At 48.8% G+C, this 25,039-nt stretch carries 28 protein-coding genes; 18 read left to right on the forward strand and 10 right to left on the reverse strand.

The annotated features are described in order from the left end of the window. Positions 1–5: 5 nt before the first annotated feature. The 6 genes from mnmE to rpmH are packed head-to-tail and all read right to left on the reverse strand — an operon-like array spanning position 6 to position 3,776. Positions 6–1,376, reverse strand: coding sequence for a tRNA uridine-5-carboxymethylaminomethyl(34) synthesis GTPase MnmE (mnmE, locus tag FYJ64_RS06285; RefSeq protein WP_235897135.1), 1,371 nt, complete (start codon positions 1,374–1,376; stop codon positions 6–8). A 34-nt stretch (positions 1,377–1,410) separates the two neighbouring features. Beyond that, on the reverse strand, positions 1,411–2,268 hold the full coding sequence (gene jag / locus FYJ64_RS06290) for an RNA-binding cell elongation regulator Jag/EloR (protein ID WP_154574363.1): 858 nt from the start codon (positions 2,266–2,268) through the stop codon (positions 1,411–1,413). Between the two features lie 47 nt (positions 2,269–2,315). Next, complete coding sequence (locus tag FYJ64_RS06295) at positions 2,316–3,053, reverse strand: YidC/Oxa1 family membrane protein insertase (RefSeq protein ID WP_154574364.1); 738 nt, start codon at positions 3,051–3,053, stop codon at positions 2,316–2,318. A 12-nt stretch (positions 3,054–3,065) separates the two neighbouring features. Further along, on the reverse strand, positions 3,066–3,296 hold the full coding sequence (gene yidD, locus FYJ64_RS06300; protein WP_075713317.1) for a membrane protein insertion efficiency factor YidD: 231 nt from the start codon (positions 3,294–3,296) through the stop codon (positions 3,066–3,068). Next, positions 3,293–3,691 carry a ribonuclease P protein component gene (gene rnpA, locus FYJ64_RS06305; RefSeq protein WP_154574365.1) on the reverse strand — a complete coding sequence of 133 codons (399 nt, stop codon included), beginning with the start codon at positions 3,689–3,691 and terminating at the stop codon, positions 3,293–3,295. Before rnpA ends, yidD begins: the two co-directional genes overlap by 4 nt. Next, positions 3,642–3,776, reverse strand: a complete 135-nt coding sequence (rpmH, locus tag FYJ64_RS06310; RefSeq protein WP_075713321.1) for a 50S ribosomal protein L34 — start codon at positions 3,774–3,776, stop codon at positions 3,642–3,644. The genes rnpA and rpmH overlap by 50 nt, the downstream gene beginning before the upstream one ends. A gap of 283 nt (positions 3,777–4,059) precedes the next feature. On the opposite strand from rpmH, the gene FYJ64_RS06315 reads away from it, so the two are divergent. The 8 genes from FYJ64_RS06315 (at position 4,060) to FYJ64_RS06350 (ending at position 14,993) form a co-directional block, all read left to right on the forward strand. After that, positions 4,060–5,142: a PTS sugar transporter subunit IIC gene (locus FYJ64_RS06315; protein WP_154574366.1), complete on the forward strand. Its 1,083-nt coding sequence runs from the start codon at positions 4,060–4,062 to the stop codon at positions 5,140–5,142. 211 nt (positions 5,143–5,353) lie between these two features. Further along, complete coding sequence (gene dnaA, locus FYJ64_RS06320) at positions 5,354–6,733, forward strand: chromosomal replication initiator protein DnaA (protein ID WP_154574367.1); 1,380 nt, start codon at positions 5,354–5,356, stop codon at positions 6,731–6,733. 150 nt (positions 6,734–6,883) lie between these two features. Then, complete coding sequence (gene dnaN / locus FYJ64_RS06325) at positions 6,884–7,993, forward strand: DNA polymerase III subunit beta (protein WP_154574368.1); 1,110 nt, start codon at positions 6,884–6,886, stop codon at positions 7,991–7,993. Position 7,994: 1 nt separating this feature from the next. Further along, positions 7,995–9,110 (forward strand): DNA replication/repair protein RecF, encoded by a 1,116-nt coding sequence (recF, locus tag FYJ64_RS06330; RefSeq protein ID WP_154574369.1) that lies wholly within the window; start codon positions 7,995–7,997, stop codon positions 9,108–9,110. A gap of 196 nt (positions 9,111–9,306) precedes the next feature. Then, positions 9,307–11,223, forward strand: a complete 1,917-nt coding sequence (gyrB, locus tag FYJ64_RS06335) for a DNA topoisomerase (ATP-hydrolyzing) subunit B (protein WP_154574370.1) — start codon at positions 9,307–9,309, stop codon at positions 11,221–11,223. Positions 11,224–11,252: 29 nt separating this feature from the next. Further along, positions 11,253–13,736 carry a DNA gyrase subunit A gene (gyrA, locus tag FYJ64_RS06340; protein ID WP_154574371.1) on the forward strand — a complete coding sequence of 828 codons (2,484 nt, stop codon included), beginning with the start codon at positions 11,253–11,255 and terminating at the stop codon, positions 13,734–13,736. A gap of 121 nt (positions 13,737–13,857) precedes the next feature. Then, positions 13,858–14,256 carry an ATP-binding protein gene (locus FYJ64_RS06345; RefSeq protein WP_154574372.1) on the forward strand — a complete coding sequence of 133 codons (399 nt, stop codon included), beginning with the start codon at positions 13,858–13,860 and terminating at the stop codon, positions 14,254–14,256. After that, on the forward strand, positions 14,253–14,993 hold the full coding sequence (locus FYJ64_RS06350) for a SigB/SigF/SigG family RNA polymerase sigma factor (protein WP_154574373.1): 741 nt from the start codon (positions 14,253–14,255) through the stop codon (positions 14,991–14,993). Before FYJ64_RS06345 ends, FYJ64_RS06350 begins: the two co-directional genes overlap by 4 nt. A 56-nt stretch (positions 14,994–15,049) precedes the next feature. Here FYJ64_RS06350 and FYJ64_RS06355 read toward each other — a convergent pair whose 3' ends face one another. Then, positions 15,050–15,685: a DUF47 domain-containing protein gene (locus FYJ64_RS06355; protein ID WP_154574374.1), complete on the reverse strand. Its 636-nt coding sequence runs from the start codon at positions 15,683–15,685 to the stop codon at positions 15,050–15,052. Positions 15,686–15,740: 55 nt separating this feature from the next. Continuing rightward, positions 15,741–16,760, reverse strand: a complete 1,020-nt coding sequence (locus tag FYJ64_RS06360) for an inorganic phosphate transporter (RefSeq protein ID WP_154574375.1) — start codon at positions 16,758–16,760, stop codon at positions 15,741–15,743. 213 nt (positions 16,761–16,973) lie between these two features. On the opposite strand from FYJ64_RS06360, the gene FYJ64_RS06365 reads away from it, so the two are divergent. Continuing rightward, positions 16,974–17,228 (forward strand): glutaredoxin family protein, encoded by a 255-nt coding sequence (locus tag FYJ64_RS06365; protein ID WP_154574376.1) that lies wholly within the window; start codon positions 16,974–16,976, stop codon positions 17,226–17,228. Positions 17,229–17,378: 150 nt separating this feature from the next. Here FYJ64_RS06365 and FYJ64_RS06370 read toward each other — a convergent pair whose 3' ends face one another. Both FYJ64_RS06370 and FYJ64_RS06375 read right to left on the reverse strand, forming a co-directional pair. Further along, positions 17,379–17,936 (reverse strand): hypothetical protein, encoded by a 558-nt coding sequence (locus tag FYJ64_RS06370; protein WP_154574377.1) that lies wholly within the window; start codon positions 17,934–17,936, stop codon positions 17,379–17,381. A gap of 112 nt (positions 17,937–18,048) precedes the next feature. Next, positions 18,049–18,603 carry a ribonuclease H family protein gene (locus tag FYJ64_RS06375; protein ID WP_154574378.1) on the reverse strand — a complete coding sequence of 185 codons (555 nt, stop codon included), beginning with the start codon at positions 18,601–18,603 and terminating at the stop codon, positions 18,049–18,051. Between the two features lie 137 nt (positions 18,604–18,740). Between FYJ64_RS06375 and FYJ64_RS06380 the strand changes: the two genes are divergently transcribed. The 9 genes from FYJ64_RS06380 to atpG all read left to right on the forward strand — a co-directional run bounded on the left by FYJ64_RS06380 (position 18,741) and on the right by atpG (position 25,036). Continuing rightward, positions 18,741–19,541, forward strand: a complete 801-nt coding sequence (locus FYJ64_RS06380) for an MBL fold metallo-hydrolase (protein ID WP_154574379.1) — start codon at positions 18,741–18,743, stop codon at positions 19,539–19,541. Between the two features lie 3 nt (positions 19,542–19,544). Beyond that, positions 19,545–20,024, forward strand: coding sequence for a 23S rRNA (pseudouridine(1915)-N(3))-methyltransferase RlmH (gene rlmH, locus FYJ64_RS06385; RefSeq protein ID WP_154574380.1), 480 nt, complete (start codon positions 19,545–19,547; stop codon positions 20,022–20,024). Positions 20,025–20,149: 125 nt separating this feature from the next. Further along, positions 20,150–20,524, forward strand: a complete 375-nt coding sequence (locus tag FYJ64_RS06390) for a hypothetical protein (RefSeq protein ID WP_154574381.1) — start codon at positions 20,150–20,152, stop codon at positions 20,522–20,524. Beyond that, entirely contained in the window at positions 20,521–21,306 is a 786-nt protein-coding gene (locus FYJ64_RS06395; RefSeq protein WP_154574382.1) for a F0F1 ATP synthase subunit A, read from the forward strand. The genes FYJ64_RS06390 and FYJ64_RS06395 overlap by 4 nt, the downstream gene beginning before the upstream one ends. 51 nt (positions 21,307–21,357) lie before the next feature. Continuing rightward, on the forward strand, positions 21,358–21,579 hold the full coding sequence (gene atpE / locus FYJ64_RS06400) for an ATP synthase F0 subunit C (protein WP_075713357.1): 222 nt from the start codon (positions 21,358–21,360) through the stop codon (positions 21,577–21,579). A 37-nt stretch (positions 21,580–21,616) separates the two neighbouring features. Beyond that, positions 21,617–22,126, forward strand: coding sequence for a F0F1 ATP synthase subunit B (atpF, locus tag FYJ64_RS06405; protein ID WP_154574383.1), 510 nt, complete (start codon positions 21,617–21,619; stop codon positions 22,124–22,126). Then, the gene (gene atpH, locus FYJ64_RS06410; RefSeq protein ID WP_154574384.1) at positions 22,117–22,653 is read left to right on the forward strand and encodes an ATP synthase F1 subunit delta; all 537 of its coding nucleotides are present in this window, start codon (positions 22,117–22,119) and stop codon (positions 22,651–22,653) included. Before atpF ends, atpH begins: the two co-directional genes overlap by 10 nt. 12 nt (positions 22,654–22,665) lie before the next feature. Beyond that, positions 22,666–24,180, forward strand: coding sequence for a F0F1 ATP synthase subunit alpha (gene atpA / locus FYJ64_RS06415; protein ID WP_154574385.1), 1,515 nt, complete (start codon positions 22,666–22,668; stop codon positions 24,178–24,180). Next, the gene (atpG, locus tag FYJ64_RS06420) at positions 24,173–25,036 is read left to right on the forward strand and encodes an ATP synthase F1 subunit gamma (protein ID WP_154574386.1); all 864 of its coding nucleotides are present in this window, start codon (positions 24,173–24,175) and stop codon (positions 25,034–25,036) included. Before atpA ends, atpG begins: the two co-directional genes overlap by 8 nt. Positions 25,037–25,039 lie beyond the last annotated feature (3 nt).

The raw sequence follows: 25,039 nt of genomic DNA on the forward strand, positions 1-25,039 counted from the left end.
GTTCCCTACTTTCCAAGACAGAATCTGGAGAAGACCTCGTTCAGAATATCATCCGCAACCGCCTCTCCGATAATTTCACCCAGACGCTCATATGCGCTGTTCACATCAATTTCAATAATTTCCAGAGGTTCTTTTCTCAGAACCGCATCGATGGCGTCGCAGAGGGACCTCATTCCTTCTTCCAGAAGATCGCGATGCCTGGCGTTTGTCACCAGTATACTTTCACGACGGGCGGACGTATCTGTTTCCACACGAGAAACGATGCAGTCCTCCAATGCTTTCAGTCCTTCTATATCCTTCATGCTCTCGGATACCGTCCGTGCTCCCTTCAGCGCCGATGAGATCTCCGAGGCAGACAGCACTTGAGGAAGATCGGATTTGTTGATGAGCACGATCGTGCGGGAAGGATTGACATGCTCCATGATGTCATAATCCTCCTGCTCCAGTTCCCTGCTCCCGTCAAGCACAAGAATCACAAGATCCGCCTCGTTGAAGGAGGCCTTGGACCGTTCGATTCCGATTGACTCTATCTTGTCATCCGTCCTGCGGATACCGGCCGTATCGGTAAGAATTACCGGGATACCGCGTATGCTCAGACTTTCCTCTATCGTATCTCTCGTCGTTCCGGGAATTTCTGTTACAATGGCCCGGGATTCCCGGAGCAGTCCGTTCATCAGCGAGGATTTTCCGACGTTCGGCTTTCCGATAATCGCTACCTTCAGTCCTTCCCTGAGAATCCGGCCGGTATCGGCGCTGTCGATCAGCGTCTGAATCTGCTGACGGACAGAATCCAGCCCGGTGAAAAGTTTCCGGTAAGTCAGTTCCTCGATATCCTCATCCGGATAATCGATATTCACTGTCAGGTCCACGAGCACATCCAGCAGCATATTCCGGAGCATCCGGATCTTCCGGCTCAGTATTCCCTCCATCTGCTCCACGGCCACATCGTAGGTTCTGTCTGTCTTCGCGGAAATCAGGTCCATCACCGCCTCCGCCTGCGTCAGGTCAAGACGGCCGTTCAGAAAGGCTCTCTTTGTAAACTCGCCCCGCTCTGCTGCCCGTGCTCCCGATCGGAGCACCAGTTCCAGTGTTTTCCTCAGCGGAACCATCCCTCCGTGACAGTTTATCTCCACCACATCCTCTGCAGTATAAGTCTTCGGTTTTTTCATCAGAACGCAAAGAACCTCGTCGACGATGTTCTGTTCCTCGTCCACAATATGACCGTATGTCATTCTTCTGTTAACGGGATCCCCGGGCACTGCGGGAACAAAGATTTTCCGAAGGATTTCCTCCGCATTATCTCCGCTGATGCGTATGATCCCGACGCCGCCTTCTCCATAAGGCGTAGAAATTGCTGCAATTGTATTCTTCATCATAGTATAAAAGCCCGCAGGATGCGGGCTATGTCTCTCAATTCAGTTCTATGATAACCCTGCGATAAGGATCCTGTCCTTCGCTTCGCGTTGTTACACGAGGATCATCCTGCAGTGTAGCGTGAATGACTTTCCTCTCATATGGGTTCATAGGCTCAAGCTTCACGGAACGTCTGGTGCGAACAACTTTGTTCGCCAGCTTTCTGGCCAGCTGCTCCAATGTGCGTTCCCGCTTGGATCTGTAGTTTTCTGCGTCAACGACGACCTTAACGTAGTTGTCTCTGTCCTTGTTCACCACCAGGCTGGTCAGGTACTGAATCGCGTCCAGCGTCTGCCCTCTCTTCCCGATGATCGTGCCGGAATCGTTTCCGTCGATATTTACGTAGACATTATTCTCATCCGCCCGGACAACCATGTTGAGTTTCAGCCCCATCTGTTCTGTAACTTCCTCCAGGAACTCCTTTGCCGGATGTTCTTCACAGATTGGAAGAACATCCATTGTCTTGTGGAAATCCAATTCTTCCAATTTGCTGCTCCGCTGTACGGGAGCTTCGTCAAGATCGTTGCGGGAGGACTCAGCCTTCCGATGACGATTTTTCTTCTCAGACGGTTTCCGCGGAGACTGTTCAGAACGATTCCGGGTCGACGGCTTCTTTGTTTCAGACGCTGCGTCGAAGACTTTCGCCTTCTTTGTTTCAGGCTCAGGCTCTTCCTCCTCGGGTTTTTTCTTCTTTTCAACTCTGACCAGAGCAAGTTTGGAACCGATACCGAAGAATCCCCGGCTTGGCTCTTCCAGAACAGTGACGTCAACCTCGTCTCTTGTGAGTTTGAGGTCCGCAAGAGCAAGCTCCACTGCGGAATCTACATCATCGCCCCATTTTTCTGTTACATCCATATTTACTCCTTGTATAAATCCGCGCACCGCAGGCGCGGATCATGTCGCTACGTTCTGGCAACCGCCTTCGCGTGCTTCTTCCCTCTTTTCTTCGCCTCCGCTTCCTCTTTCATCTTCCTGCGAATCTGATTGAACCGGATATTATAGAAAATCTGGATAAACTGACTCAGGAACCAGTAGGTCGCCAGTCCTGCAGCGTAGGTCTTCGCCAGCCAGACGATCATGATCGGAAATCCGTATTTCATGACGTTCATCATGGCGTTGCTGCTGTTCGGAGCCTGTCCGGGCATCGCGCCATTCTGCTGTGACATATAGAAGGACGCAAATGTGGCGATTCCTGCCAGGATCGGAAGAATCCAGGGATCCGGCTGCGCCAGGTCATTAATCCACAGAAAACTTTCGTGAACCGCGAAGTACATGCTTTCCGAAGGAACGTACTTCAAGGGATAACGAAGAAGTGTGAACAGACCCATAATCACGATCATCTGGATGATCATCGGCAGGCATCCTGCCATCGGGTTGACTCCTTCCTCCTTATAAAGCTCGGTCATTTTCTGATTCATCATTTCCTTGTCGTCCGCGTACTGCCGCTGGATCGCCTGCAGCTTTGGACCCATTTCTGACATCCCTGCAGTGGAAAGAATCTGCTTCTTATAGAACGGATACAGACAGAGCTTCACGATAACAGTCAGGATAATCAGTGCAATCGCATAATTTCCCACCATATCATACAGCCACGTCAAGATCCATCCTAACGGTGTAGCGAGTATACCAAAAAAATCCATTCATTTCCTCCATTACGGAACAGGATCGTATCCCCCCGGATTCCAGGGGTGACACCTCAAGATCCGCCGTATTCCTAAATATGTGCCCTTAATCGGCCCGTACTTCTCCAGCGCCTGGATAAAGTAAGTCGAACATGTAGGGTAGAATCGACATGTAGCCGGAAACAGCGGCGAAATACATATCTGATAAAATCGTATCAGCAATATAAATATCCTTCTTACAAAATTGCTAATATACTTCATTTCACTTCTTTCAATACCCCGGTTCTTCTGAACGCAGATTCCAGCGATTTCTGCACCTGCTGACACTTTGCTCCGTCGATCGTATTACGGGCGATGATTACAAAATCATATCCGCAGGGAAGGCGCATCCCGCTGAGGCGCATCGCCTCCTTCATCAGTCTGCGCGCCCTGTTGCGACGAACGCTGTTGCCAACCTTCTTGCTGGCCAGAAAGGATATTCTGTTGTGGTCCAGATTATTTTTCAGGCAAAACACGACGACATATCGATCGCCCACTGATTTGCCCTTTCTGTAAACCCTGTCAAAATCCTTCTGATATCGAAGTACGTCTTCCCGCCGTTTCTTCTTATGCGGAAAGCTTTTTTCTGCCTCTGGCTCTTCTTCTCTTGAGGACATTTCTTCCGTTTTTGGTGGCCATTCTTTTGCGAAAGCCGTGTTCTTTCTTTCTCTGTCTTTTCTTTGGCTGATATGTCTGTTTCATGTTAACCTCCCGTTAATCATATAAATTTGATTTTTGCACAATCTAAATTACAATATGTGCACGCATATTGGTATATTATACTTTTATTATGTTTTTATGTCAATACATCTTCACAAAAACTCATCTGTAACATGTCTGTCTTGACACATGATAAGACAACTTGCTATAATATCTGCGATAACCCGTCGGACCGTCTCGTGCGCACCTTCGCGCCGGATGCCGGCACCGCATATTTTTTCTTTGTTAAACAAAGAGATATAGACATGACAGGAGAACATTTGAAATGAATGAACAAACCGGCTTCAGAGCCTTTTGTAAAAGAAAAGATATTGAAATCAGTTTCAAACGCTATGTACAGGATGCACTGTCCGCCATGGGTCTCGGACTGTTCGCTTCACTTCTGATCGGGCTCATATTGAAAACAATCGGAGAACAGCTTTGTAATATCCCCGGAATCACAGAAAAATCCGCAATACCCGCTTTTCTGATTTTAATCGGTACAGCCGCAATGAATATGATGGGGCCGGCAATCGGCGCAGCGGTAGCCCGGTCTCTGAAAGCTCCTCCGCTGGTACTGTTTTCCTGCATCGCTCTCGGTTATATGGGCGCCACATTCACCGGATTCGGAATCAAATTCACAGGCGGTCCCGCCGGTGCGTTTATCGCAGTGGCAGTAGGAGCGGAATTCGGAAAAATGATATCCAAAGAAACTAAAATCGATATCATCGTAACACCTGCAGTCACTCTTATTACAGGGGGACTGGCCGCCACTCTTATCGGCCCCGGAGTCGGCTGGCTGATGATGGAGCTGGGAGATTCCATCGTTGCCGCCTGTAACTGGCAGCCTTTCTGGTTCGGAATTTTCATTTCTGTCGTCGTCGGCCTGGTTCTTACCGCTCCCATTTCCTCCGCAGCTCTCTGCATCATGCTGGGTATTTCCGGTCTTGCAGCGGGCGCCGCAACAGCCGGATGCTGTGCACAGATGATCGGTTTCGCCGTCATCAGTTACAAAGAAAACGGTATCGGCGGTTTCTTCGCCCAGGGAATCGGTACTTCCATGCTGCAGGTTCCGAACATTGTACAGCACCCGTGGATTCTGGTACCTCCCACTCTTACGGCAGCCATTACCGGACCGATCAGTACCTGCATTTTCAAAATGACCAATAACGCTGCCGGTGCAGGTATGGGAACCTCCGGTCTTGTGGGACAGATCATGACACTGACGGATATGGGCTTTACTCTACCCGTATTCTTCAATATCCTTATCATACAGATAATAGCTCCCGCCATTATCTCATGGCTTATTTACAAAGTCATGTACAGAGCCGGACTCATTAAAGACGGAGATATGAAACTGGATCTGTGAAAACATCCGTAATATCATGAATATTTTCATCATATTCTGTAAAGCTCAGGTAAAATTAAAGTATTGATTTTATACTTATGAACAGTTTTATACACAACCTGTGGATAAAGTTGGGAAATATTTATTTTCCAACTTTATTATTTTCCACTTGTATATGGATAACTTATTAGTTAAAATATGAATTAATCACTGTTTAATCAAAGAGGGAAACATGAACGACAATCATCAGACCTGGGAAAAGGTCTTGGCTATCATTAAAGAGGAAACAACGACGCCCAGCTTTAATCACTGGTTCGCTTCCGCTCATCTTCATTCTCTGGATGACACCGCGAAAATCGCTTATCTGGAGACACAGGATGAATTTAATGTGAGAATCCTGAACAACCGTTATAAGACCATGCTGGAAAATACCTTCAAAACGGTTCTTCAGGAGGACTACCGTGTTATCGTGCGAAAAACCACGGATTATGAAAATGAGCCGGAAAAGCCGGAAGCAGTCATCAGAAAAGAAAAGGCTAAGGTGACCTATGTCAATAAAGAATTCAGAAACCAGAGGATTTTCAACCCGAAATTCAACTTTGACAATTTTGTAGTAGGAGAAAGCAATGAGCTCGCCTACGCTGTCGCCAAGGCAGTGGCGGAATATCCGGCCCAATCTTATAATCCTTTGTTCCTTCACGGAAAATCAGGACTCGGAAAAACCCATCTGATGCACGCCATCGGAATCTATCTTCTGGAAAATAACAATGATCTCAACGTTCTCTACGTTTCATCGGAGATGTTCACAAACGAGCTCATCAAAGCTCTGGGAGAGAAAAACGGAACCAGAGAATTTAAAAACAAATACCGGAAGGTGGACGTTCTCCTGATTGACGACATCCAGTTCCTGGAGGGAAAGGAGTCCACACAGATGGAATTTTTCAATACCTTCAACGAGCTGTACGCGAACAATAAGCAGATTGTCATTTCCTCGGACAGACCGCCGGATCAGCTGGTACGGCTCGACGAGCGGCTGCGTTCCCGTTTCTACTGGAAAATGGTGGCGGAACTTATGCCGGCAGACTATGAAACCCGCGTGGCGATTCTGCAGAAAAAGGCTGAGAATGAAAATCTGACTATGGACAGCGACCTCTACGAGGTAATACAGTTAATTGCGGAACGGATCTCGGATAATATTCGTGTGCTGGAAGGCGCGTTTTACCGTGTTATCTCCTTCTCCAACCTAATGGATAAGAAAATCGACAAGTCATTTGCGAAGAGGGTTCTTAAAGATATCATCATCAACGGAAGCAACAACCCTACCCCGGTACAGATAAAGAATGTGGTCAGCAAACATTTCAATATTAAAATCAACGATCTGGAATCCTCCAAACGGACTAATCAGATCGCTTATCCGCGCCAGATTGCAATGTATCTCTGCCGGACCATGACCGACTTCTCTTTTCCTCAGATCGGACAGCTTTTCGGAGGAAAGCATTATACAACCGTAATGCACGCCTGCGACAAAATACAGAAACAGCTGAGAACCGATCCGAACCTGAAGGATGTCATCGATGAGCTGAAGAAGGAAATAAACAATGTTAACAATTAAGAACAACTTTTACAGATTATCCTTATTTCAAAAACAACTGTTTTTGTTAAAAAATAGAGTTGCTCTGAAGTTATCCATATAATCCACAGGCTCTACTACTAATACTACTAAAATAATTATAAGTAAAAAAACGTATTTCGGAGGTCAATTATGAAATTTTCATGCGATCAGCAAAAGCTGTCGAAAGCTCTCAACATCGTGTCCAGGGCTGTAACTTCCAGGACGACAATGCCTGTCCTGAAAGGAATTCTGCTTGAGGTCAGAGAAGGAAAGCTCACGATGTCAGCATCCGATCTTGATATTTCCATACAGAATACCATCGACGTTGATTCTCCGGAAGACGGATCCGTCATCGTAATGGCCAAGCTGTTCGGAGATATCATCCGCAAACTTCCGTCCACAGATGTGAAAGTAATCTGCGATGACGAATACAATGTAACTGTCAAGTGTATGAACTCCAATTTCAAAATTATGGGAATGTCCGCAGACGAATTCCCCAGCATCAATACACTGGAGGAAGAAAGCAGATTTGCCGAGTTTGACAAGGATGTTCTCCGCAGTATGATTGAAAAGACATCCTTTGCGGCCAGTATAGACGAATCCAGAGGAATCATTACCGGCGTTCTGATTGAAATAGAGAACGATCAGATAAACATGGTGGCGATTGACGGCTATCGCATGGCGATTAACAGAAAGAACAAAGTAAATCCGCAGCAGAAAAAGATTATCGTTTCTGCCCGGACACTGACGGATATCGGACGTATTTTAGGAGAGACGGACAGCAGCGAGAAAACAGGAACCCTTTATCTCAGCAGTAAGAAGGCTGTACTGAGAATGGACAATGTACAGGCGGAAATGAAACTGATGGAAGGCGAATTCATCGGATACAGAGACATCATTCCCAGGGAAAGCAAAATCATCATGAAGGTGAACCGCGGTATGCTTCTGGAAAGTATAGAGAGAGCGTCTCTTCTGTCCCGCGCCGGAAAGAACAATCTGATCCGGATGAACATTCAGGATACGATTATGACCCTGACCTCCAATTCCGATGAGGGAAATGTAAGGGAGGAGATTCCCGTAACAAAAGAAGGCGAAGATCTGACCATCGGATTTAATGCACAGTATGTTATCGATGTGCTGAAGGCGGTGGAGGATGATGAAGTGAAGATGCTCTTTAATACTCCTGTCAATCCCTGCCTGATTCAGCCGCTGAGCGGGGATGAATACGAATATCTTGTCCTGCCGGTAAGAATAAACTGATATGTATATAACAGAGCTGGAACTGAAAAACTTCAGAAATTATAAAGAACTAACCATTCAATTTGATAAGAATGTAAATATTATCGTTGGGAGGAATGCACAGGGAAAGACAAACCTCATTGAGGCTGTCTTTCTCTCTTCTATTGGAAGATCCTTCCGTACTTCACATGACAGCGATTTAATCCGCTTTGGTCAGGAGGAGGCCTTTGTTCGTGTAAAGGCAGAAAAAGAAGTCATCGACACGAAGGTGGAAATAAAAATCAACAGACATCATAAAAAGTCAATACAGAAAGACGGGAACACTGTTCACAGGACATCGCAGCTGATTGACAACATCATTATTGTGATTTTTTCACCGGACGATCTGAAAATTGTAAAAGAGGAGCCGGAAAAAAGAAGAAAATTTATCGACCGGGAGCTCGCTCAGATTAAACCGGCCTATTACGACTGTCTTTCCAATTACAAAAAAACGCTGCAGCAGAGAAACGCTTGTCTGAAAGAGGATTATGTGGAGCCGTCTCTTCTGAGCCTGTGGGATGAGCAGATGATTATTTACGGAAGTGATATCATACGGATGAGGAAGGATTTCATCGACAGAATCAATGAATATTCGTCGAGGATTCATCGGGGTATCACCAACAGAAGTGAGGATCTCTCTCTGCAGTATGATCCCAACATTCGCTTTTGTGAGACAAAGGAAGAGCAGCAGGAAGTGTACAGGAAGGAACTGATGAAATCCGCCGCCTCTGATCTGCGGATGCGCACGACAACCAGAGGACCTCAGAAGGATGATCTGCAGTTCTTTGTAAACGGCGTAAATGCGCGAAGCTTCGGCTCACAGGGACAGCAGCGAACCTGTGCCCTGTCACTGAAACTTGCGGAGCTCGACTTCATCAGAGAGGAAACAGGAGAAAAAGGAATCCTTCTGCTGGATGACGTCATGAGCGAACTAGATGAAAGCAGAAGAGATTATCTGGTGAAAACTCTTCACGAAAATCAGCTGTTTATCACTACGACTGACATAGATCCCGGAATACTGGAATATTATCCGCAGGCGAGAATTATAGAGATAGAAAAAGGGGAATGTGTGAATTTGGAAAAACCTGCTAATTTATAATACTTAAGTAAAGAAAAATTAGCGGGTTTTTAAGTACAAAACAATTGATTTAACGGATTTTTTCTTTGTTAAATGATAATTTAATTAAAAATACCTTAAAATCTTGCTAAAACGCTGATTTTGTTATATAATAAAGGCTGATGCCATATCAAAGTATGGAAAATAATGGATAAGAACACATAAAAGGTGGGATTAAATGAGCGCAGAAAAGAGCAAGAATCAGTATAACGCCGACCAGATACAGGTTCTGGAAGGATTTGAGGCAGTTCGCAAAAGACCGGGTATGTATATCGGATCTACGGGTCCGAGAGGACTTCACCACCTGGTCTATGAGATTGTTGACAATAGTGTGGACGAAGCTCTTGCAGGATTTTGTAAGAAAATTAACGTTATCATCAACGAGGATAATTCCATTACGGTCATCGACGACGGCCGCGGAATGCCGGTGGATCTTCATCCCAAGATGAAGATTCCTGCTGTTGAGGTTATCCATACAGTTCTTCACGCCGGAGGAAAATTCGGCGGCGGAGGATATAAGGTGTCCGGGGGACTGCATGGAGTCGGCGCCTCTGTAGTCAATGCTTTGTCAACAAAGATGATCGTTGAAATCAACAGAGACGGAAAGACCTATGAAATTGAGTTTTCCCGGGGAAAAACCACGAAAAAATTGAATGTGATCGGAGAATCCTCCCACACCGGATCCAAGACGACCTTCTGGCCTGATCCGGAGATATTCGAGGAGACGGAATACGATTATGATACCCTTCAGCATCGTCTCAGGGAAATGGCCTTCCTGACAAAGGGAATTAAAATCACTCTGGAGGATCGGAGACCGGGCCGCAGGAAAAAGGAGGTATTCCACTACGAGGGCGGATTGAGAGAATTCGTCAAACACATTAACATCAACAAGGATGTCATTAATGACGATATTTTCTATTTCGAGTACAGCGACGGAAATCAGGAGGTCGAGGTAGCGATGCAGTATACAGATCGCTACAATGAGCTTCTTCTTTCCTATGCCAATAACATCAATACGGTGGAAGGCGGTTCCCACCTTGCGGGATTCAAGTCTGCTCTGACAAGAGTGATGAATGATTATGCGAAGAGAACCAAGATGATGAAAGACGGAGATTCTCTTTCCGGAGAGGACGTCCGGGAAGGTCTGACTGCAGTCGTTTCTGTTAAACTGACAGAACCTCAGTTCGAGGGACAGACCAAGGCAAAGCTCGGAAACACGGAAATGAGAGGCTTTGTGGAAACTTCCACCAGTCAGAATCTGATCGCGTTCCTGGAGGAAAATCCAAAACAGGCTCAAGCAATCCTGAATAAGTGTCTCAGCGCATCCCGCGCCAGAGAGGCCGCACGAAAAGCCCGGGCACTTGTTCGCAGACAGACGGCGCTGCAGGGACTTTCTCTGCCGGGCAAGCTGGCGGACTGCTCGGAAAAGGATCCGGCGCTTTCTGAAATATTCCTGGTCGAGGGTGATTCCGCGGGCGGCAGCGCCAAGCAGGGAAGAGACCGGAAACGGCAGGCGGTTCTCCCGCTTCGCGGTAAGATTCTGAACGTAGAGAAGGCCCGTCAGGATAAGATGCTGAATTCAGAGGAAATCAAGAATATGATTACCGCATTCGGCTGCGGAATCGGGGATGAATTCGACATCAGCAAGCTCAGATATCACAAGATTATCATAATGACGGATGCCGACGTGGACGGCGCTCACATCCGCACACTTCTGCTGACCTTCTTCTACCGTTATATGACGCCGCTGATAGAAGGCGGTTATGTGTACGCAGCCCAGCCTCCTTTGTTCCGTGTGCAGAAGGGAAAGAAGACCTGGTATACATACTCGGACAAAGAACAGAACAAGTTGCTGGAGGATATAAAGGATACTGCCGGGAAGGTTGAAATTCAGCGATATAAAGGTCTCGGAGAAATGGACTTCAACCAGTTATGGGAAACCACGATGGACTACACCCGACGGACGATGGTTCAGATTACAGTAGAGGATGCGACAGCGGCAGATGAAATCTTCACGACTCTGATGGGTGACAAAGTGCCGCCCCGCAGGAAGTTCATCGAAGAAAACGCCAGATACGCCACACTGGATGTATAGACCTACGGAAGACATGAAAGGAAACAGTATTGGATACTTTATTGGAAGATAAAAACATCATACAGCACGAAATCCATAACGAGATGAAGAATTCCTACATCGACTACGCCATGAGTGTCATTGTCGGGAGAGCGCTTCCGGATGTGCGGGATGGTATGAAGCCGGTGCACAGAAGAATTCTCTATGGAATGTCTCAGCTTGGAGTCACGCCTGATAAACCCTATAAAAAATCGGCCAGAATCGTCGGTGAAGTCATGGGTAAATATCATCCCCACGGAGATAGTTCCATCTACGACGCCATGGTGCGTATGGCTCAGGATTTCTCCATGCGTTATCCGCTGGTTGACGGACATGGAAACTTCGGTTCCATCGACGGCGACGGTGCGGCCGCGCAGCGTTATACAGAGGCGAGGATGAGTCCGTTCTCCCTGCAGATGCTCAGGGATATCGACAAAGATACAGTCGATTTTATTCCGAACTTCGACGGCGAGGAAAAAGAGCCGGTGGTTCTTCCCAGCCGCTATCCGAACCTCCTTGTAAACGGATCCAACGGAATTGCCGTCGGAATGGCGACTTCGATTCCGCCTCATAATCTCGGCGAGGTCATTGATGCGACAGTGAAGATTATCGATAATCCTGAGGTCAGCATCGACGAACTGATGAAAATTGTCAAGGGTCCGGACTTTCCGACGGGAGCTCAGATCCTCGGAAAGAGCGGAATTAGGGACGCGTACAGAACCGGTCAGGGAAAAATCAAAGTTCGTGCCATCTGTGAGATTGAAGAGACGAACCGGGGAAAATCTCAGATTATTGTTTCGGAAATTCCCTATGCAGTTAATAAGGCGAGACTGATTGAAAAAATCGCGGAACTGATCAAGCTGAAAAAGATAGACGGTATTTCCGATATCCGGGACGAATCCAGCCGTGAGGGAATGCGTATCGTCATTGAGCTGAAGCGGGATGCTAATCCTCAGATCACGCTGAATCAGCTGTATAAACATACGCAGCTTCAGGATAATTTCAGCTGTATCATGATCGCATTGGTGGATGGACAGCCGAAGCTTCTGAATCTCTATCAGATTCTGGATGAATATATTAAATTCCAGAAGGAAGTTGTGACAAGAAGGACCCAGTTTGATCTGGCCAAGGCGGAAGCGAGGGCTCATATTCTGGAAGGTCTGCGTATCGCTCTCGACAATATCGACGAAATCATCAAAATTATCCGCAGCGCGTACAACGACGCGAAGGAGAAACTGATGGAGCGTTTCGGACTCTCTGAAATCCAGGCGCAGGCGATTCTCGACATGAGACTCGCCAGACTGCAGGGACTGGAACGTGAGAAAATCGAAAAGGAATACGAGGAGCTGATGGACCGCATCGCATACTATAAGGCAGTTCTTTCCGATGAGGGAATGCTGATGGGAGTCATCAAGGCTGAGCTTCTTGAAATCAAAGACAAATGGAACGACAAAAGAAGAACCAGACTGGCTCCTGACGCTTCAGAATTCGAGGACGAAGATCTGATCGAGGAGGAGCAGGTCGCCGTTACTCTGACTCATCTCGGATACATCAAGAGAGTGCCGGCAGATACCTACAAGGCGCAGCGCCGGGGCGGCAAGGGCATCATGGGAATCACCACGCGTGACAATGATTTTGTAAAAGACTTAATCATGACATCCACTCACGATCAGCTGATGTTCTTCACTAACACAGGGAAAGCCCACAGAATGAAGGCGTTCCAGATTCCGGAGGCTTCCAGAACTGCCAAGGGTACGCCGGCCGTCAATTTCCTGAGTCTGATGCAGCGCGAGAGAATTACCTCCATCATTCCGGTAAAGAATTTCGAGGAAGAGAAGTATCTTGTAGCTGTTACAAAGTTCGGTACTATCAAGAAAACAGCCATTTCGGAATATAATACGAACCGCAGCAGCGGCATCATCGCCATCAAACTGAAGGATGGCGATCAGCTGATCGATATCAAGCAGACGACAGGAAAAGACAATATTATCATCGTCACCCGAAAGGGTAAATGCATCTGCTTCTCCGAGGACGACGTGCGGCCGATGGGACGCATCGCCGGCGGAGTGCGGGCTATCAAGCTGGAAAAGGATGACGAGGTAGTATCCATGTCACTGGTTCAGCCGGGTCAGGAACTTCTGGTCGTCACGGAAAATGGTTACGGAAAACGGACTCCGGTGAAGGAGTATAAAATTCAGGTCAGAGGAGGCAAAGGACTTCTGACTTACGATAAGAGCAAATTCTCCAAGACCGGTCCGCTGATTGGCGCTATGGTAGTCGATGAGGATGACGAGGTTCTTCTGATAAACTCTGACGGTATCATCATCCGTATACGTGCGGAGGAGGTTTCCGAACTAGGAAGAGCGACTCAGGGAGTCAAGATCATGAAGGTCGAGGACGGAACCAGGATAGTCGCAATGGCGAAGGCGATCCGGGAAGAGGACGCGGAGAAACAGGCGGAGAAATCAGACGCCGGAGAACAGATAAAGATTTAATCCCGGAAAACAGGGTATAAAGGTTCTGAGCGAGAACATCGCTCAGAATTTTTATACTATGGCGCTTGCATCTTAGGAAGAGGTATATTAAGATGGTGATGTAAGCCAGAAGGAGTCAAGGATGGATAATATCAAATTTATTATTCCCGGAAAGCCGGAGTATCTTACAATGGTGCGGCTTGCGATCAGTTCCATTGCCACGACGGCGGGATTTGATCTGGAGGCGGTCGAGGACATGAAGACGGCGGTGAGCGAAGCGTGTAAGAACATTTCCTGTCACGGATACAGTGGATTTGCAGACAAATATGATGTAGAATGTAACGTGGAGCAGGGAATGATCGAAATTACAGTGAGAGATGATTGTGATTCTCATTCCATTGCCAAGACACATAAGCCGTGCGAGATGTGCCCAAGCGAGGGAGACCTCGGCATTTATGTGATTGAAACGCTGATGAACAAAGTAGAGTTTGGCAGGGGAGAGGATGAACGCAAGTTTATCAGAATGGTGAAGAAGGTATGACGGACAGGGATCAGTTTATCGAATATAAGAAGCATCCTACAATTGAATTAAGAAATAAAATCGTGGAGGATCATCTTTACATGGTAGATATTCTGATCCGCAAGTACCTGAACAAGGGCGTCGAGTACGACGATCTTTATCAGGTGGGCGCGTTGGCGCTGGTGCAGGCTGTGGAGCGTTTTGATCCGGATAAAGGTTATGAGTTCAGTTCCTTCGCCACGCCGACAATTCTCGGGGAAATCAAGAAATATTTCCGGGACAAGCAGTGGAGCCTGAAGGTACCCCGCCGCCTGAAGGAAATTTCGACCAAGGTTCAGGAGGTCAGAGACGATCTCTTTCTGAAATATCACCGCAACCCCACCGCGGCGGAAATCGCGGAGGCTACCGGTTTTACCGAGGAGCAGATCATTGAAGCGATGGAAAGTTCGCAGGCGTATGGAACCTATTCGCTGGACAAGACATTTGATGACGCCGGAGAAGATGGGGAAAGCTCCTTTCTGGAAAGGTACACAGGCTTTGATGACAAAGGCTTTGAACGGGTGGAAACTGCAGAGATTATTAACAAGGTCATGAATGAGCTCAGCGATCAGAACCGGTATATCTTCCGAGAACGCTTCATTTACAACCGATCTCAGGCAGACATTGCCAAAACACTCGGAGTCAGTCAGATGACCATTTCCCGTGCGGAGCGCAATATCATCCGCCAGTTCCAGAATGAGCTCCACAGATCCTCATAAAAATAATCGCCGAACCGCAGAGGAAGCGCGGACAGCGATTTTTTTATTTGATGGTTTTATTTGATGGACTTTATTTTCAGATCCCCCAACCGATCCGCGACTTTTCCTGTTTTATTGGCCAGCGAGTTCAGATCCCGGCAGAATTCCCTGGAAGAAATGATGTCGCGGATGGAATCTTCTCCTTCGATTTCCCGGATGTTTTCCCAGAACAGCCGTTTGACTTTATTCTCATTCTTCTTTATCCGTATCATTCCCTTCCAGAACCGGTCGTCGTCGCTGCTGATCCAGGCGCCTACGGATTCCTCCAGGATGTGAATGGAATCCCGGTTGATTTCAGCCATTTCAATATTCTTGGGGGTCGGTCGATAATCGAAAAACTGAATAAAATCCTTCAGATCCTTGATTTCATCCGTCAGGTCGTCGATGACCCGGGAAAGATTGAACAGATAGTGACGCGAGACCGGAGTAATAAAGGTGTTTTCCACATAATAGATGAGAGTTTCCCGTTTCCGGTCTGCGGTCTTCTCTGCCTCTTCAATGCGGTCTGCGGTGTCAGGATCCAGCGTGTGCATGAACTGCACGAAAAGGTCGGCGCTCAGGCTGCCCTGTGCGCACTGTCCTTTCAGCAGATCATATACCTCAGTATCCGGGCAGCTCCTGAAAAAACTTTTTTTCTTTATTTTCTCTGTCATGAACAAAACCTCCGGTTTTTTTCTTTTCTGTGTTCCGTTCCGATGAAGACACGGGTTATACGGGAATAAGTATCATAAGTCTGATTACAACTGCACCGGTCAGGCCTGCCGCCGGAAGGGTCAGGATCCAGGCCGCCAGTATTTTGTACAATATCTCCCAGTTCATCGACCGGGGACGGTCTTCGGTTCCGACGCCCATGACGGATCCGGTGATGACCTGCGTGGAACTGATGGGAAGTCCCGCTGCATTGGCGATTTCCACCACGAGTATGGATGAGAGCTGAGATACAAAGGCCCGATCTGTATTGATTTTCACAATGTCGCGGCCGACAGTGCGCATCATGTTGAAGCCGCCTGTCATGGCTCCGATGGCCAGTGCCAGACCGCAAAGGGAGGTAATCGACACCGGAAGATAAGGCAGAGTCAGACTGTCCGACGGAGAGCCGCCGCCTGATGCCAGAGCGCCGAGGCATATCACGCCGGCAACCTTTTGTGCCTCGTTGCTCCCATACGATAAAGCCAGCAGAAATGTGCTCACAATGTCCAGTGCACGAACTCTCTGTGTCCAGACGATCGTTCCCCGCCGCAGGATACGATTCTGAAGTTTCAGCAGCAGAAAACCCAGTGCGAAGCCTGTCAGAGGCGAGAGAATCATGGCTGCGACGACCCGCAGCATCACGCTGCTCCATATGACTGAATCCATACCGCAGACCGCCATGGAACAGCCGATCATGGAGCCTATCAGCGAATGGGAGGCACTGGAAGGAAGACGTCCTGCCCAGGTAATCAGATTCCATACCATGCTTCCCAGGAAGGCGGAGACGGCGAAGAGAGCGGCCTGTTTCCCTCCGCCCGCAAGGATGGCACCGCTGTTCACGATTCCGTTTACCATAGTGGTTTGAACCGCACTTCCGAGCAGAACGGATCCCATCAGGCAGGCGAGACCGGCCAACAGAATTGCGGACCGGGGTTTCATAATCCGGGAGGTGACGGTGGTAGCGACAATGGTTCCCCCGTCGTGCATGCCGTTTACATATGCAGTTGCAAGTCCGATGATAACAGTCAGTACTAACATAATGATATATTACCACAGAAACCGGAAAACCGCGCGGTATTTTCCGACTCAGCCGGATGATCGTTCAGAAGTGTTGATGCGGAAAATATGGGTATAATACATCTATCCGCAGATCGGAGGCATCAGTGCTGTGCTGTCCGGCAGAGAGCGGATGAGGCGAAGAACGAAGAACGGAGCGTAATAAAAGACTCCGGTAAAAACAGGAGGAAAAAAATGAAACTGGAATTGTATAAATTTGAAGGATGTCCCTTCTGCATGAGGGTGATGAATGAAATCCGGGAAGAAGGAAGAAATGATGTGGAGTTCCACGATATCCATCAGAACGAGGATGATCGGCAGCGTCTGGTCCGCGACGGAGGCGTGGAACAGGTTCCCTGTCTGTTCATCGACGGCAGACCTCTGTATGAAAGTGCAGACATCATCGAATGGCTGCGGGCCAATCCCGCTTCCGTCGATTCCCGCGGATAATAGAGGAAAATCGAATGGAAAACGGCGCATAGAGCGCCGGACAGAAACAGAAGAGCCGTTTCCCGAACCTCTCGGGAAACGGCCGATATTCAGATACGTCCGGGGAGCACATGTTCTGACAGGTGAAAGTCTCAAACCCGGCCGAGTTGTTCAGCGTTTCTTCGACGCTGTTTTTTTCTTTTTGTTTTTCTTCCTCGGTGTGCTGATGTTGTACTTCAGGCGGATGCCCTGCATCATGGCGATTACGCTGAAGATGGCCGCGATCAGCATCAGTGCCAGCCAGATTCTGTTGTAGAATGTAAAGTCGTGGATTTTGTTATTCTCGTCTACATAAAACCGGATGTGCTGTGTAATGGTATAGAGTCCCCAGTAGACGAAGGTAAAGATGTTGCAGATCATGACTCCCTGAGAGCCGGAAATATAGCGTTCCGACTGAATGCGGAAGTTTACGCCGCCCTCCTCGACCGTCTTCGGATCGAGCGCCCTCATGTTGAGCAGGCAGATGAATGCGTAGGCGCATCCTATCGCCGCGGAAAAGATAATGACATTCAATCCGTAAAGGCTGTTTTTTTCCACGCCTTCTGCAGAGACCATGGGGCCTGTGAAGAAATTGACGAAAAAGAAAAACGCGATGACCAGAGCACCGCTGATTCCGGTGGCCGCCAGTCCGATTTCATACTTTCTCAAAAGTTCTTTTCTCTGTTCCATAATCTGATTCCTCGTATTCTGAATGTTGCTGTGGTGAAGAGTGTCTTCGCATTAAATTACCGTCGGATTTAACGGGCATTGACGCAGTTTGTCAGCAGTGCCGCTGCGCGGGTTATTCAGCCTGCCTGATCTCGTCGATCCCGATATTCGCCAGCTCGTCCGCACGGTTGTTCATTTCCGTGATATACAGAAAATCTTCGAAGCTGAAGCCGGTGCCGTTCCATCGGACGAATTTCTCATAGAGCCGATCCATATTGGTGGAGGGATGATCGGGATTCACATGCCCCTTGACCCGGTAGAAGTTCACGTCATGTCTGCGCACCAGCGCCAGAAGTGTCTGCCAGAGTTCCTGATTCTCGACAGGCTTTTTCTGAGAAGTTTTCCATCCGTTCTTCTCCCAGTTCACATACCATTTTTTCCGAAAGCAGTCCGCCACATAGGAGCTGTCTGTGAAGACCCGAACGGTCAGACCTTCCCGATTCAGTGCCGAAAAGGCGGAAATCACCGCCGTCAGTTCCATTCGGTTATTGGTGGTGTCTGCCTCGCTGCCGTGAAGCTCTTTTTTGTGATCTCCGAATTCCAGAATCGCTCCCCAGCCTCCCAGATTCTTATCGTTCTGGTTGCCGGCACATCCTCCGTCGGAATAAATGTTCAGTATCTGTGCCATAAATCTTTTACCTCGGTACTATTATGCCTTATTTTCCGGGAAACGTAAAGAGAATAACATCATCTTGCCATTTCCGAGTTTCGTGATATAATCTTATCAACTGAAACGACAACAAGACTGAGCAAGAAGGGAAATGAATGGGATTATCGTTCTGTTCTTTTGCCAGCGGCAGTTCGGGCAACTGTTATCTGGTGGAAAGTGAGAATACAGTAATATTAATTGACGTAGGGATCACGGGCAAGCGGATTCTGGCCGGGCTTGAGGAAAACGGTCTGAAAGCGGAAGACGTGGACGCGATCCTTCTGACCCATGAACACATCGACCACGTGCGGAGTATCCGGATGATCGGCCGCAAGGCCGGCCACGCGGAAGTTTATGCTTCCGGGGGAACGTTTGCGGGAATTGAAGAGAAGCTTTTGCCCAGGGGACGCTGGAGTCCCGTTCCCGACGAGGAGTTTGCCATAGGAGATATTGCGGTCAGAGCCTTCAGCCTTTCCCATGATGCAATTGAACCTACGGGATATACATTGCGGAGCGGCGGACGACAGGTGACGGTCGTTACGGACACAGGCGTCATTACGGAAGAGATTTTCGAGCAGATGAAGACTGCCGATCTTCTGGTACTGGAGGCTAACCACGAGGTGAATATTCTGCGGATGGGGTCCTATCCGTATCCGCTGCAGCAGCGGATTCTGGGAGATGAGGGTCATCTCTCCAACGAGACGGCGGGCCGGATTTTGTGCTCGCTTCTGGATCAGATGCACGGAGAAAGGGTTCCCCGGGTTCTGCTGGCACATCTTTCTCATGAGAACAACACTCCGCAGCAGGCATATCTGACGGTGAAAAACATACTATTCGAAAGGGATTACTTTGTTGACCGGGATGTGAAGCTGGCCGTGATCCGCCGGGATGAGACAAGCCCCCTATTGGAGGTATAGAAAATGAATATAACGGTGATATGCATCGGCAAGCTGAAGGAAAGATACTGGCGTGAGGCCGTCGGCGAATACAGCAAGCGGCTGGGAAGCTACTGCAGTCTGCGGATTCAGGAACTGAAGGAGGCGAGACTGCCTGCCGGCGCGGGGCCTGCGGAGGAAGAAGCTGTGAAGATTGCGGAGGGCGAGGAGATCCTCTCCCGGGTGAATAAAGATATGTTCGTCGTGTCTCTGGAAATCCGTGGAAAGCGGATGAGCTCAGAAACGCTGGCGGAAAAACTCCGGAGTCTGGCACTGGAGGGGCGGAACGAAATTGCCTTTGTTATAGGAGGAAGCCTTGGACTGTCTGAAGCGGTGAGCCGGAGAGCGGACCTGAAGCTGTCCTTCTCCGATATGACTTTTCCGCATCAGATGATGCGCGTGATTTTGCTGGAGCAGATTTACCGCTCTTTTCGGATTATCCGCGGGGAGCCTTATCACAAATGAAACCGGGCCGGCCGGAAAGCGGAGAAGAAAAAAGACTGAAAATACCGATAGAATACAATGGAAATTGATAAAAGATCTGTACTTGATTTTTGACGGATTTCGGAATATATTTATGTGATAAAGTTATGAACATGACGCAATTCAGGACAACAGAGAAAAAAGTATGCATAACCTGCGTGCTGTTCAGTGTGATATGCGCGATCACCTTTTCTTTAGTGAAGGGGATCAGCAGCGCCTTTTTTATCGGAATCGCGCTGGGAACTGTGCTGATGCTGCTGAATTTTCATCTGCTGGGAATTGTGGTCAGCAGATTTTTCGACAGATCGGGGATGGGAATTCCCGTTATGTTATATGTGCTCCGGCTGCTCATTTATGCCGCGGGCGCGGTGTTCTGCTTTCGGGTGGGAATGACCTGCCTGCTGGCGTATGCGCTGGGCGTTCTGGGGCTTGTTGCGGGAGCACTTTTAAACTTTGGTAAAGGAGGAGGTAAGGACCAATGATTCAATTCAGTGAATTGGGTCCAAGGATCATTCTGTATTTCGGGAGCGGCGGTAAGGTTTTCCTGACGGAAAGCACCTGCTTCGAGATCATCCTCGCCGTGATTCTGGCTGTCGTCGGAATCTGGCTGGGAAGCGGTCTGGAGAAGGTTCCCAGGGGGAAACAGATCGTTGCGGAAGTCCTGGTCGGCTGGGTGTATAATTTTGCTCAGCAGAATCTGGGAAAAATCCGGGGTGAGAAATTCGCACCTTATCTGGGATCACTTATCGTGTGGCTTGTATTCGCCAACAGCCTCGGGCTGATCGGACTCAGGCCGATCACGGCGGATCTCAATGTGACGGCGGCGCTGGCAGTGATGTCATTCGTCCTGATTCAGGGATTTGCGATTAAGGAACTGGGCGTCAGGGGAAGAATCGACGAGCTGGGGGATCCCTACTATGCGATTCTGCCGATGAATGTGATCAGTGAGCTGATTCTGCCGGTTACGCTGGCTCTTCGACTGTTCGGAAACATCTTCGGCGGCATGGTGGTCGTCGATCTGTGGATGCACCTGATGGAATTCCTGAGCTACAAATTCTGTGCAGTTCCGATTCTGCGGTGCATTACAGTCATTCCGCTGAATCTGTTCTTCGATATGTTTGAACCTGTGATTCAGGCATACATATTCACCATTCTGACTGCGGTCAATCTGGAGGAAGGTATGTCTGGCATGCGGGAGGATACAGCAGAGAAGAGACGACTGAAGAGAGAGAAGAAGAAACAGAAACTTATTAAAGAAGCCTGATGAAAAGAACTCAGGCACAGAAAAACCACGTATTTTAGGGAGGTAAAGAAAATGGGACTTATTGCAATCGGAGCAGGACTTGCTATGGGATTGGCGGCACTCGGCGTAGGCATCGGCCAGGGAATTCTGGCGAATGGAGCGATGCACGGAATGTCCAGGCAGCCGGAGATCGCCGGTAAAATCACCGGAAATATGATTCTGGCTATGGCTATCATGGAGACCGCGCTGGTCCTGTCCTTCGTTATCGCGATTATGCTTTACAGTAAGCTTTAATCAGGGGAAGAAATACAGAGAAAGGAGGGAATAAAACATGCACGGGTATCAGGCACTGTTTAATCTGAACTGGAACTTTCTGTTCTCGATCATAACGTTTATTGTTTTATTCTTGATCTTGAAGCATTTCTTCTTTGAAAAGGTCCATGACTTTATGATGAAGCGTCAGCAGGAGGTGGAGGATTCCCTGAATAATGCGGCGGAAACCAGCCGTATTGCCGACGCGAAACTCGCCGACTATGAGGAGCGTATCGCCAATGTAGAAACAGAGAGCCGCGCGATTATCAAGAAAGCCAGAGATGAAGCGAAGATCCAGGCGGACGGCATTATCGACGCTGCCAATGAGAAGGCTAAGGCCGCGATTACACGCTCTCAGGAGGAGATCCGGCGGGAGAAATTCAACGCCCGCAAGGAGCTTAAGGAAGAGGTGGGATCGCTGGCTGTTCTCGCCGCGGAGAAAATCATGGAACGGGAAATCGATGCGGACAGGCAGAAGGATATCGTTGACCGGATCATTGAGGAAGCTGAGGAGAAGACATGGAAATAGAAGTCGCAATGGTCTATGCCGAAGCGCTTTACGGTGCGGCGAAGGATCTCGGCGAGGTGGAAGAGATCCGGGACGAGATCACGCAGATCGACCAGATCCTCCGGAAAAGCAGAGACTTCTCGGAGCTTTTTCTGAATCCGGCTATTTCGGCTGCCGAAAAGAAGAACATACTGAAGAATGTGTTCGATGGCCGTGTGCAGAAAGAGGTCCTGAATTTCATGTACATTCTGGTGGACAAAGGCAGGACGACAGGTTTTCACGAGATGGTCCGCCAGTACTGCAGACTGATGGACGATGCGGAAGGAATCAGCGAAGGCGTAATCTATTCCGCTTATCCTGTGACGGATGAGCAGCTTCAGAAATTTGAAGCGGAGACCAGCCGGCTGTTCCGCAGAAAGGTGCATCTGAAAAACAGGGTGGACAAAAGTCTTCTGGGAGGCGTCCGGCTTTTTGTCGACGGGAAAATGATCGACGCATCCGCACAGCATAAGCTGGAACAGATGGCAAATGAGATCAGAGTATACTAAGGAGAATTTTCAATGAATTTAAAACCGGATGAAATAAGCGGTTTGATCAAAGACCAGATCAAGAATTACAGAAATGAAATGGAAATCTCCGATTTCGGTACTGTCATGCAGGTGGGCGACGGAATTGCCCGGGTCTACGGACTCAACCACTGCATGTCCGGAGAGCTGCTGGAATTTCCGAATAATGTTTACGGAATGGCACTGAACCTGGAGGAAGACAACGTGGGTGTCGTCATCCTGGGTCCATACAGGGAAATCGGAGAAGGCGATATTGTAAAACCGACCGGCCGGGTCGTTGAAGTCCCGGTGGGCGAGAATATGATTGGAAGAGTCGTGGATCCGTTGGGTCATCCCATCGACGGAAAGGGAGCCATTGAAACAAGCGAGACACGGCCCATCGAGTACCCCGCGCCGGGGGTGCTGCGCAGGCAGCCGGTCAAGGAGCCGCTGCAGACTGGAATCAAGGCAATCGACTCTATGATTCCTATCGGAAAGGGTCAGCGTGAGCTGATCATCGGGGACCGTCAGACCGGGAAAACGGCAATAGCGGTAGACACGATTCTGAACCAGAAGGGCAAGGATGTGATCTGTGTCTACGTCGCGATCGGGCAGAAGCAGTCCACCGTAGCGCAGCTGGTCAGCACACTGGAACAGAAGGAAGCCATGAATTACACCATCGTGGTGTCAGCGACTGCCAGTGCCGTCGCACCGATGCAGTACATCGCACCCTACGCCGGCTGTGCGATGGCGGAGTACTTTATGTATCAGGGCAAGCATGTGCTGATTATCTATGACGATCTGTCCAAGCATGCGGTGGCGTACCGAGCCATGTCGCTGCTTCTGCGCAGACCGCCGGGGCGAGAGGCGTTCCCCGGAGATGTATTCTATCTTCATTCCAGACTTCTGGAGAGAGCCGCGAAGCTGTCTGAGGAGCTGGGAGGCGGATCGATTACGGCGCTGCCTATCATCGAGACTCAGGCGAACGATATTTCCGCATACATTCCGACAAATGTCATCTCCATCACCGACGGACAGATCTTCCTGGAGACGGAGCTGTTCTTCGCAGGACAGCGGCCGGCGATTAACGCCGGAATTTCCGTATCCCGTGTCGGCGGAAGCGCTCAGATAAAAGCGATGAAGAGAGTTTCCAGCAAAATCAAGCTGATGCTGGCGCAGTACAGAGAACTTCAGAACTTCTCTCAGTTCGGCTCCGATATTGATGCGGATACAAAGAAGAGACTGGATCACGGACGTATTCTGATGGAGATCCTCAAGCAGGGACAGTACGGTCCGCTGGATGTCGCTGATCAGGTAATGATCATCTACGCCGCCTCCAACGGCATGCTGGATGATATCCCGGTAACCTCCGTCAAGGAGTTTGAGCGGCAGTTCTACGTCTATATGGACGACCATTATCCGGAGGTCAAGAGAGAGATCCACACAACCGGCGATTTCTCTGAGGAATCGGAGAAACTGATGCGGAAGGGAATTGAAGAATTCAAGAAAGTAGGGTTTATCAATGGCTGAACAGATGCAGGACATCAAACGCAGAATTAAAAGTATCAACAGCACAGAGCGGATTACCAACGCAATGAAGCTGGTTTCTGCGGCAAAGCTGCGTCGGGCCAAGGCGATTTACGAACACAGCAAGCTGTACCTGGATCGGATTATCGAATCCATCGATGAAGCCTTTGACAACGGACAGAAGGTTCCGAAGGAGCTGATTCTGGGAAGCCGGCAGATGAAAACAAGCTGCTATGTCATCATTACCAGCAGTACCGGGCTCTGCGGAAGCTTCAACGGAAACGTGATCCGGGAGGCGGAAGCGACAATCAGAAGAAAGAGCCGGGAGGCGGTTCTGGTGGACATCGGAAGCAAAGGCCGGGAATACTTTGAACGCAGGGGGTATGATGTGATCATCGAACATGATCCTCCGGCAGACACCGTGGACTACGAAGAGGTGAAAAAACTTGCCCGCCCTTTGTTCGAGAAGTATATGTCCGGAGAAATCGATGAGATCGTGCTGGTATACACCTCTTATGTCAACACCCTGAAGCAGGAGGTTGTCCGGAAACGGGTCCTGCCGGTGGACATCAGTGAGCGGAACGTAAGATCCTCGAACATTAATGTGATCGAGTATGAGCCGTCCGTGAATGAGGTCTTCCGCTATCTGGTTTCCAAATATATGGAAATGACGCTGTACAGCGCGGTCATTGAATCGGCGACCTGCGAACACGCGGCGCGCCGCCAGGCGATGGAGAACGCCAATGACAACGCCAGCGATATGCTGAAACTGCTGATGACGGAATACAACCGGGCGAGGCAGTCGCAGATCACTAATGAGATCATAGAAATCGTCTCAGGCTCTGAGGCATTGAATTAACAA

The sequence above is a fragment of the Hornefia butyriciproducens genome, assembly GCF_009695915.1.
Lineage (GTDB): Bacteria > Bacillota > Clostridia > Peptostreptococcales > Anaerovoracaceae > Aminicella > Aminicella butyriciproducens.

Bases quoted from the DNA above. Each gene is read 5' to 3' on its own strand.
- atpF (WP_154574383.1), top strand. From the start codon at position 21,617: ATGCACGGGTATCAGGCACTGTTTAATCTGAACTGGAACTTTCTGTTC.
- atpH (WP_154574384.1), top strand. From the start codon at position 22,117: ATGGAAATAGAAGTCGCAATGGTCTATGCCGAAGCGCTTTACGGTGCG.
- yidD (WP_075713317.1), bottom strand. From the start codon at position 3,296: ATGAAGTATATTAGCAATTTTGTAAGAAGGATATTTATATTGCTGATA.
- dnaN (WP_154574368.1), top strand. From the start codon at position 6,884: ATGAAATTTTCATGCGATCAGCAAAAGCTGTCGAAAGCTCTCAACATC.
- rnpA (WP_154574365.1), bottom strand. From the start codon at position 3,691: ATGTCCTCAAGAGAAGAAGAGCCAGAGGCAGAAAAAAGCTTTCCGCAT.
- jag (WP_154574363.1), bottom strand. From the start codon at position 2,268: ATGGATGTAACAGAAAAATGGGGCGATGATGTAGATTCCGCAGTGGAG.
- FYJ64_RS06345 (WP_154574372.1), top strand. From the start codon at position 13,858: ATGGATAATATCAAATTTATTATTCCCGGAAAGCCGGAGTATCTTACA.
- gyrB (WP_154574370.1), top strand. From the start codon at position 9,307: ATGAGCGCAGAAAAGAGCAAGAATCAGTATAACGCCGACCAGATACAG.
- FYJ64_RS06350 (WP_154574373.1), top strand. From the start codon at position 14,253: ATGACGGACAGGGATCAGTTTATCGAATATAAGAAGCATCCTACAATT.
- FYJ64_RS06395 (WP_154574382.1), top strand. From the start codon at position 20,521: ATGATTCAATTCAGTGAATTGGGTCCAAGGATCATTCTGTATTTCGGG.
- FYJ64_RS06315 (WP_154574366.1), top strand. From the start codon at position 4,060: ATGAATGAACAAACCGGCTTCAGAGCCTTTTGTAAAAGAAAAGATATT.
- FYJ64_RS06375 (WP_154574378.1), bottom strand. From the start codon at position 18,603: ATGGCACAGATACTGAACATTTATTCCGACGGAGGATGTGCCGGCAAC.
- FYJ64_RS06390 (WP_154574381.1), top strand. From the start codon at position 20,150: ATGAACATGACGCAATTCAGGACAACAGAGAAAAAAGTATGCATAACC.
- FYJ64_RS06370 (WP_154574377.1), bottom strand. From the start codon at position 17,936: ATGGAACAGAGAAAAGAACTTTTGAGAAAGTATGAAATCGGACTGGCG.
- dnaA (WP_154574367.1), top strand. From the start codon at position 5,354: ATGAACGACAATCATCAGACCTGGGAAAAGGTCTTGGCTATCATTAAA.
- mnmE (WP_235897135.1), bottom strand. From the start codon at position 1,376: ATGATGAAGAATACAATTGCAGCAATTTCTACGCCTTATGGAGAAGGC.
- FYJ64_RS06365 (WP_154574376.1), top strand. From the start codon at position 16,974: ATGAAACTGGAATTGTATAAATTTGAAGGATGTCCCTTCTGCATGAGG.
- rpmH (WP_075713321.1), bottom strand. From the start codon at position 3,776: ATGAAACAGACATATCAGCCAAAGAAAAGACAGAGAAAGAAAGAACAC.
- FYJ64_RS06355 (WP_154574374.1), bottom strand. From the start codon at position 15,685: ATGACAGAGAAAATAAAGAAAAAAAGTTTTTTCAGGAGCTGCCCGGAT.
- atpE (WP_075713357.1), top strand. From the start codon at position 21,358: ATGGGACTTATTGCAATCGGAGCAGGACTTGCTATGGGATTGGCGGCA.
- rlmH (WP_154574380.1), top strand. From the start codon at position 19,545: ATGAATATAACGGTGATATGCATCGGCAAGCTGAAGGAAAGATACTGG.
- FYJ64_RS06295 (WP_154574364.1), bottom strand. From the start codon at position 3,053: ATGGATTTTTTTGGTATACTCGCTACACCGTTAGGATGGATCTTGACG.
- FYJ64_RS06360 (WP_154574375.1), bottom strand. From the start codon at position 16,760: ATGTTAGTACTGACTGTTATCATCGGACTTGCAACTGCATATGTAAAC.
- recF (WP_154574369.1), top strand. From the start codon at position 7,995: ATGTATATAACAGAGCTGGAACTGAAAAACTTCAGAAATTATAAAGAA.
- atpA (WP_154574385.1), top strand. From the start codon at position 22,666: ATGAATTTAAAACCGGATGAAATAAGCGGTTTGATCAAAGACCAGATC.
- atpG (WP_154574386.1), top strand. From the start codon at position 24,173: ATGGCTGAACAGATGCAGGACATCAAACGCAGAATTAAAAGTATCAAC.
- FYJ64_RS06380 (WP_154574379.1), top strand. From the start codon at position 18,741: ATGGGATTATCGTTCTGTTCTTTTGCCAGCGGCAGTTCGGGCAACTGT.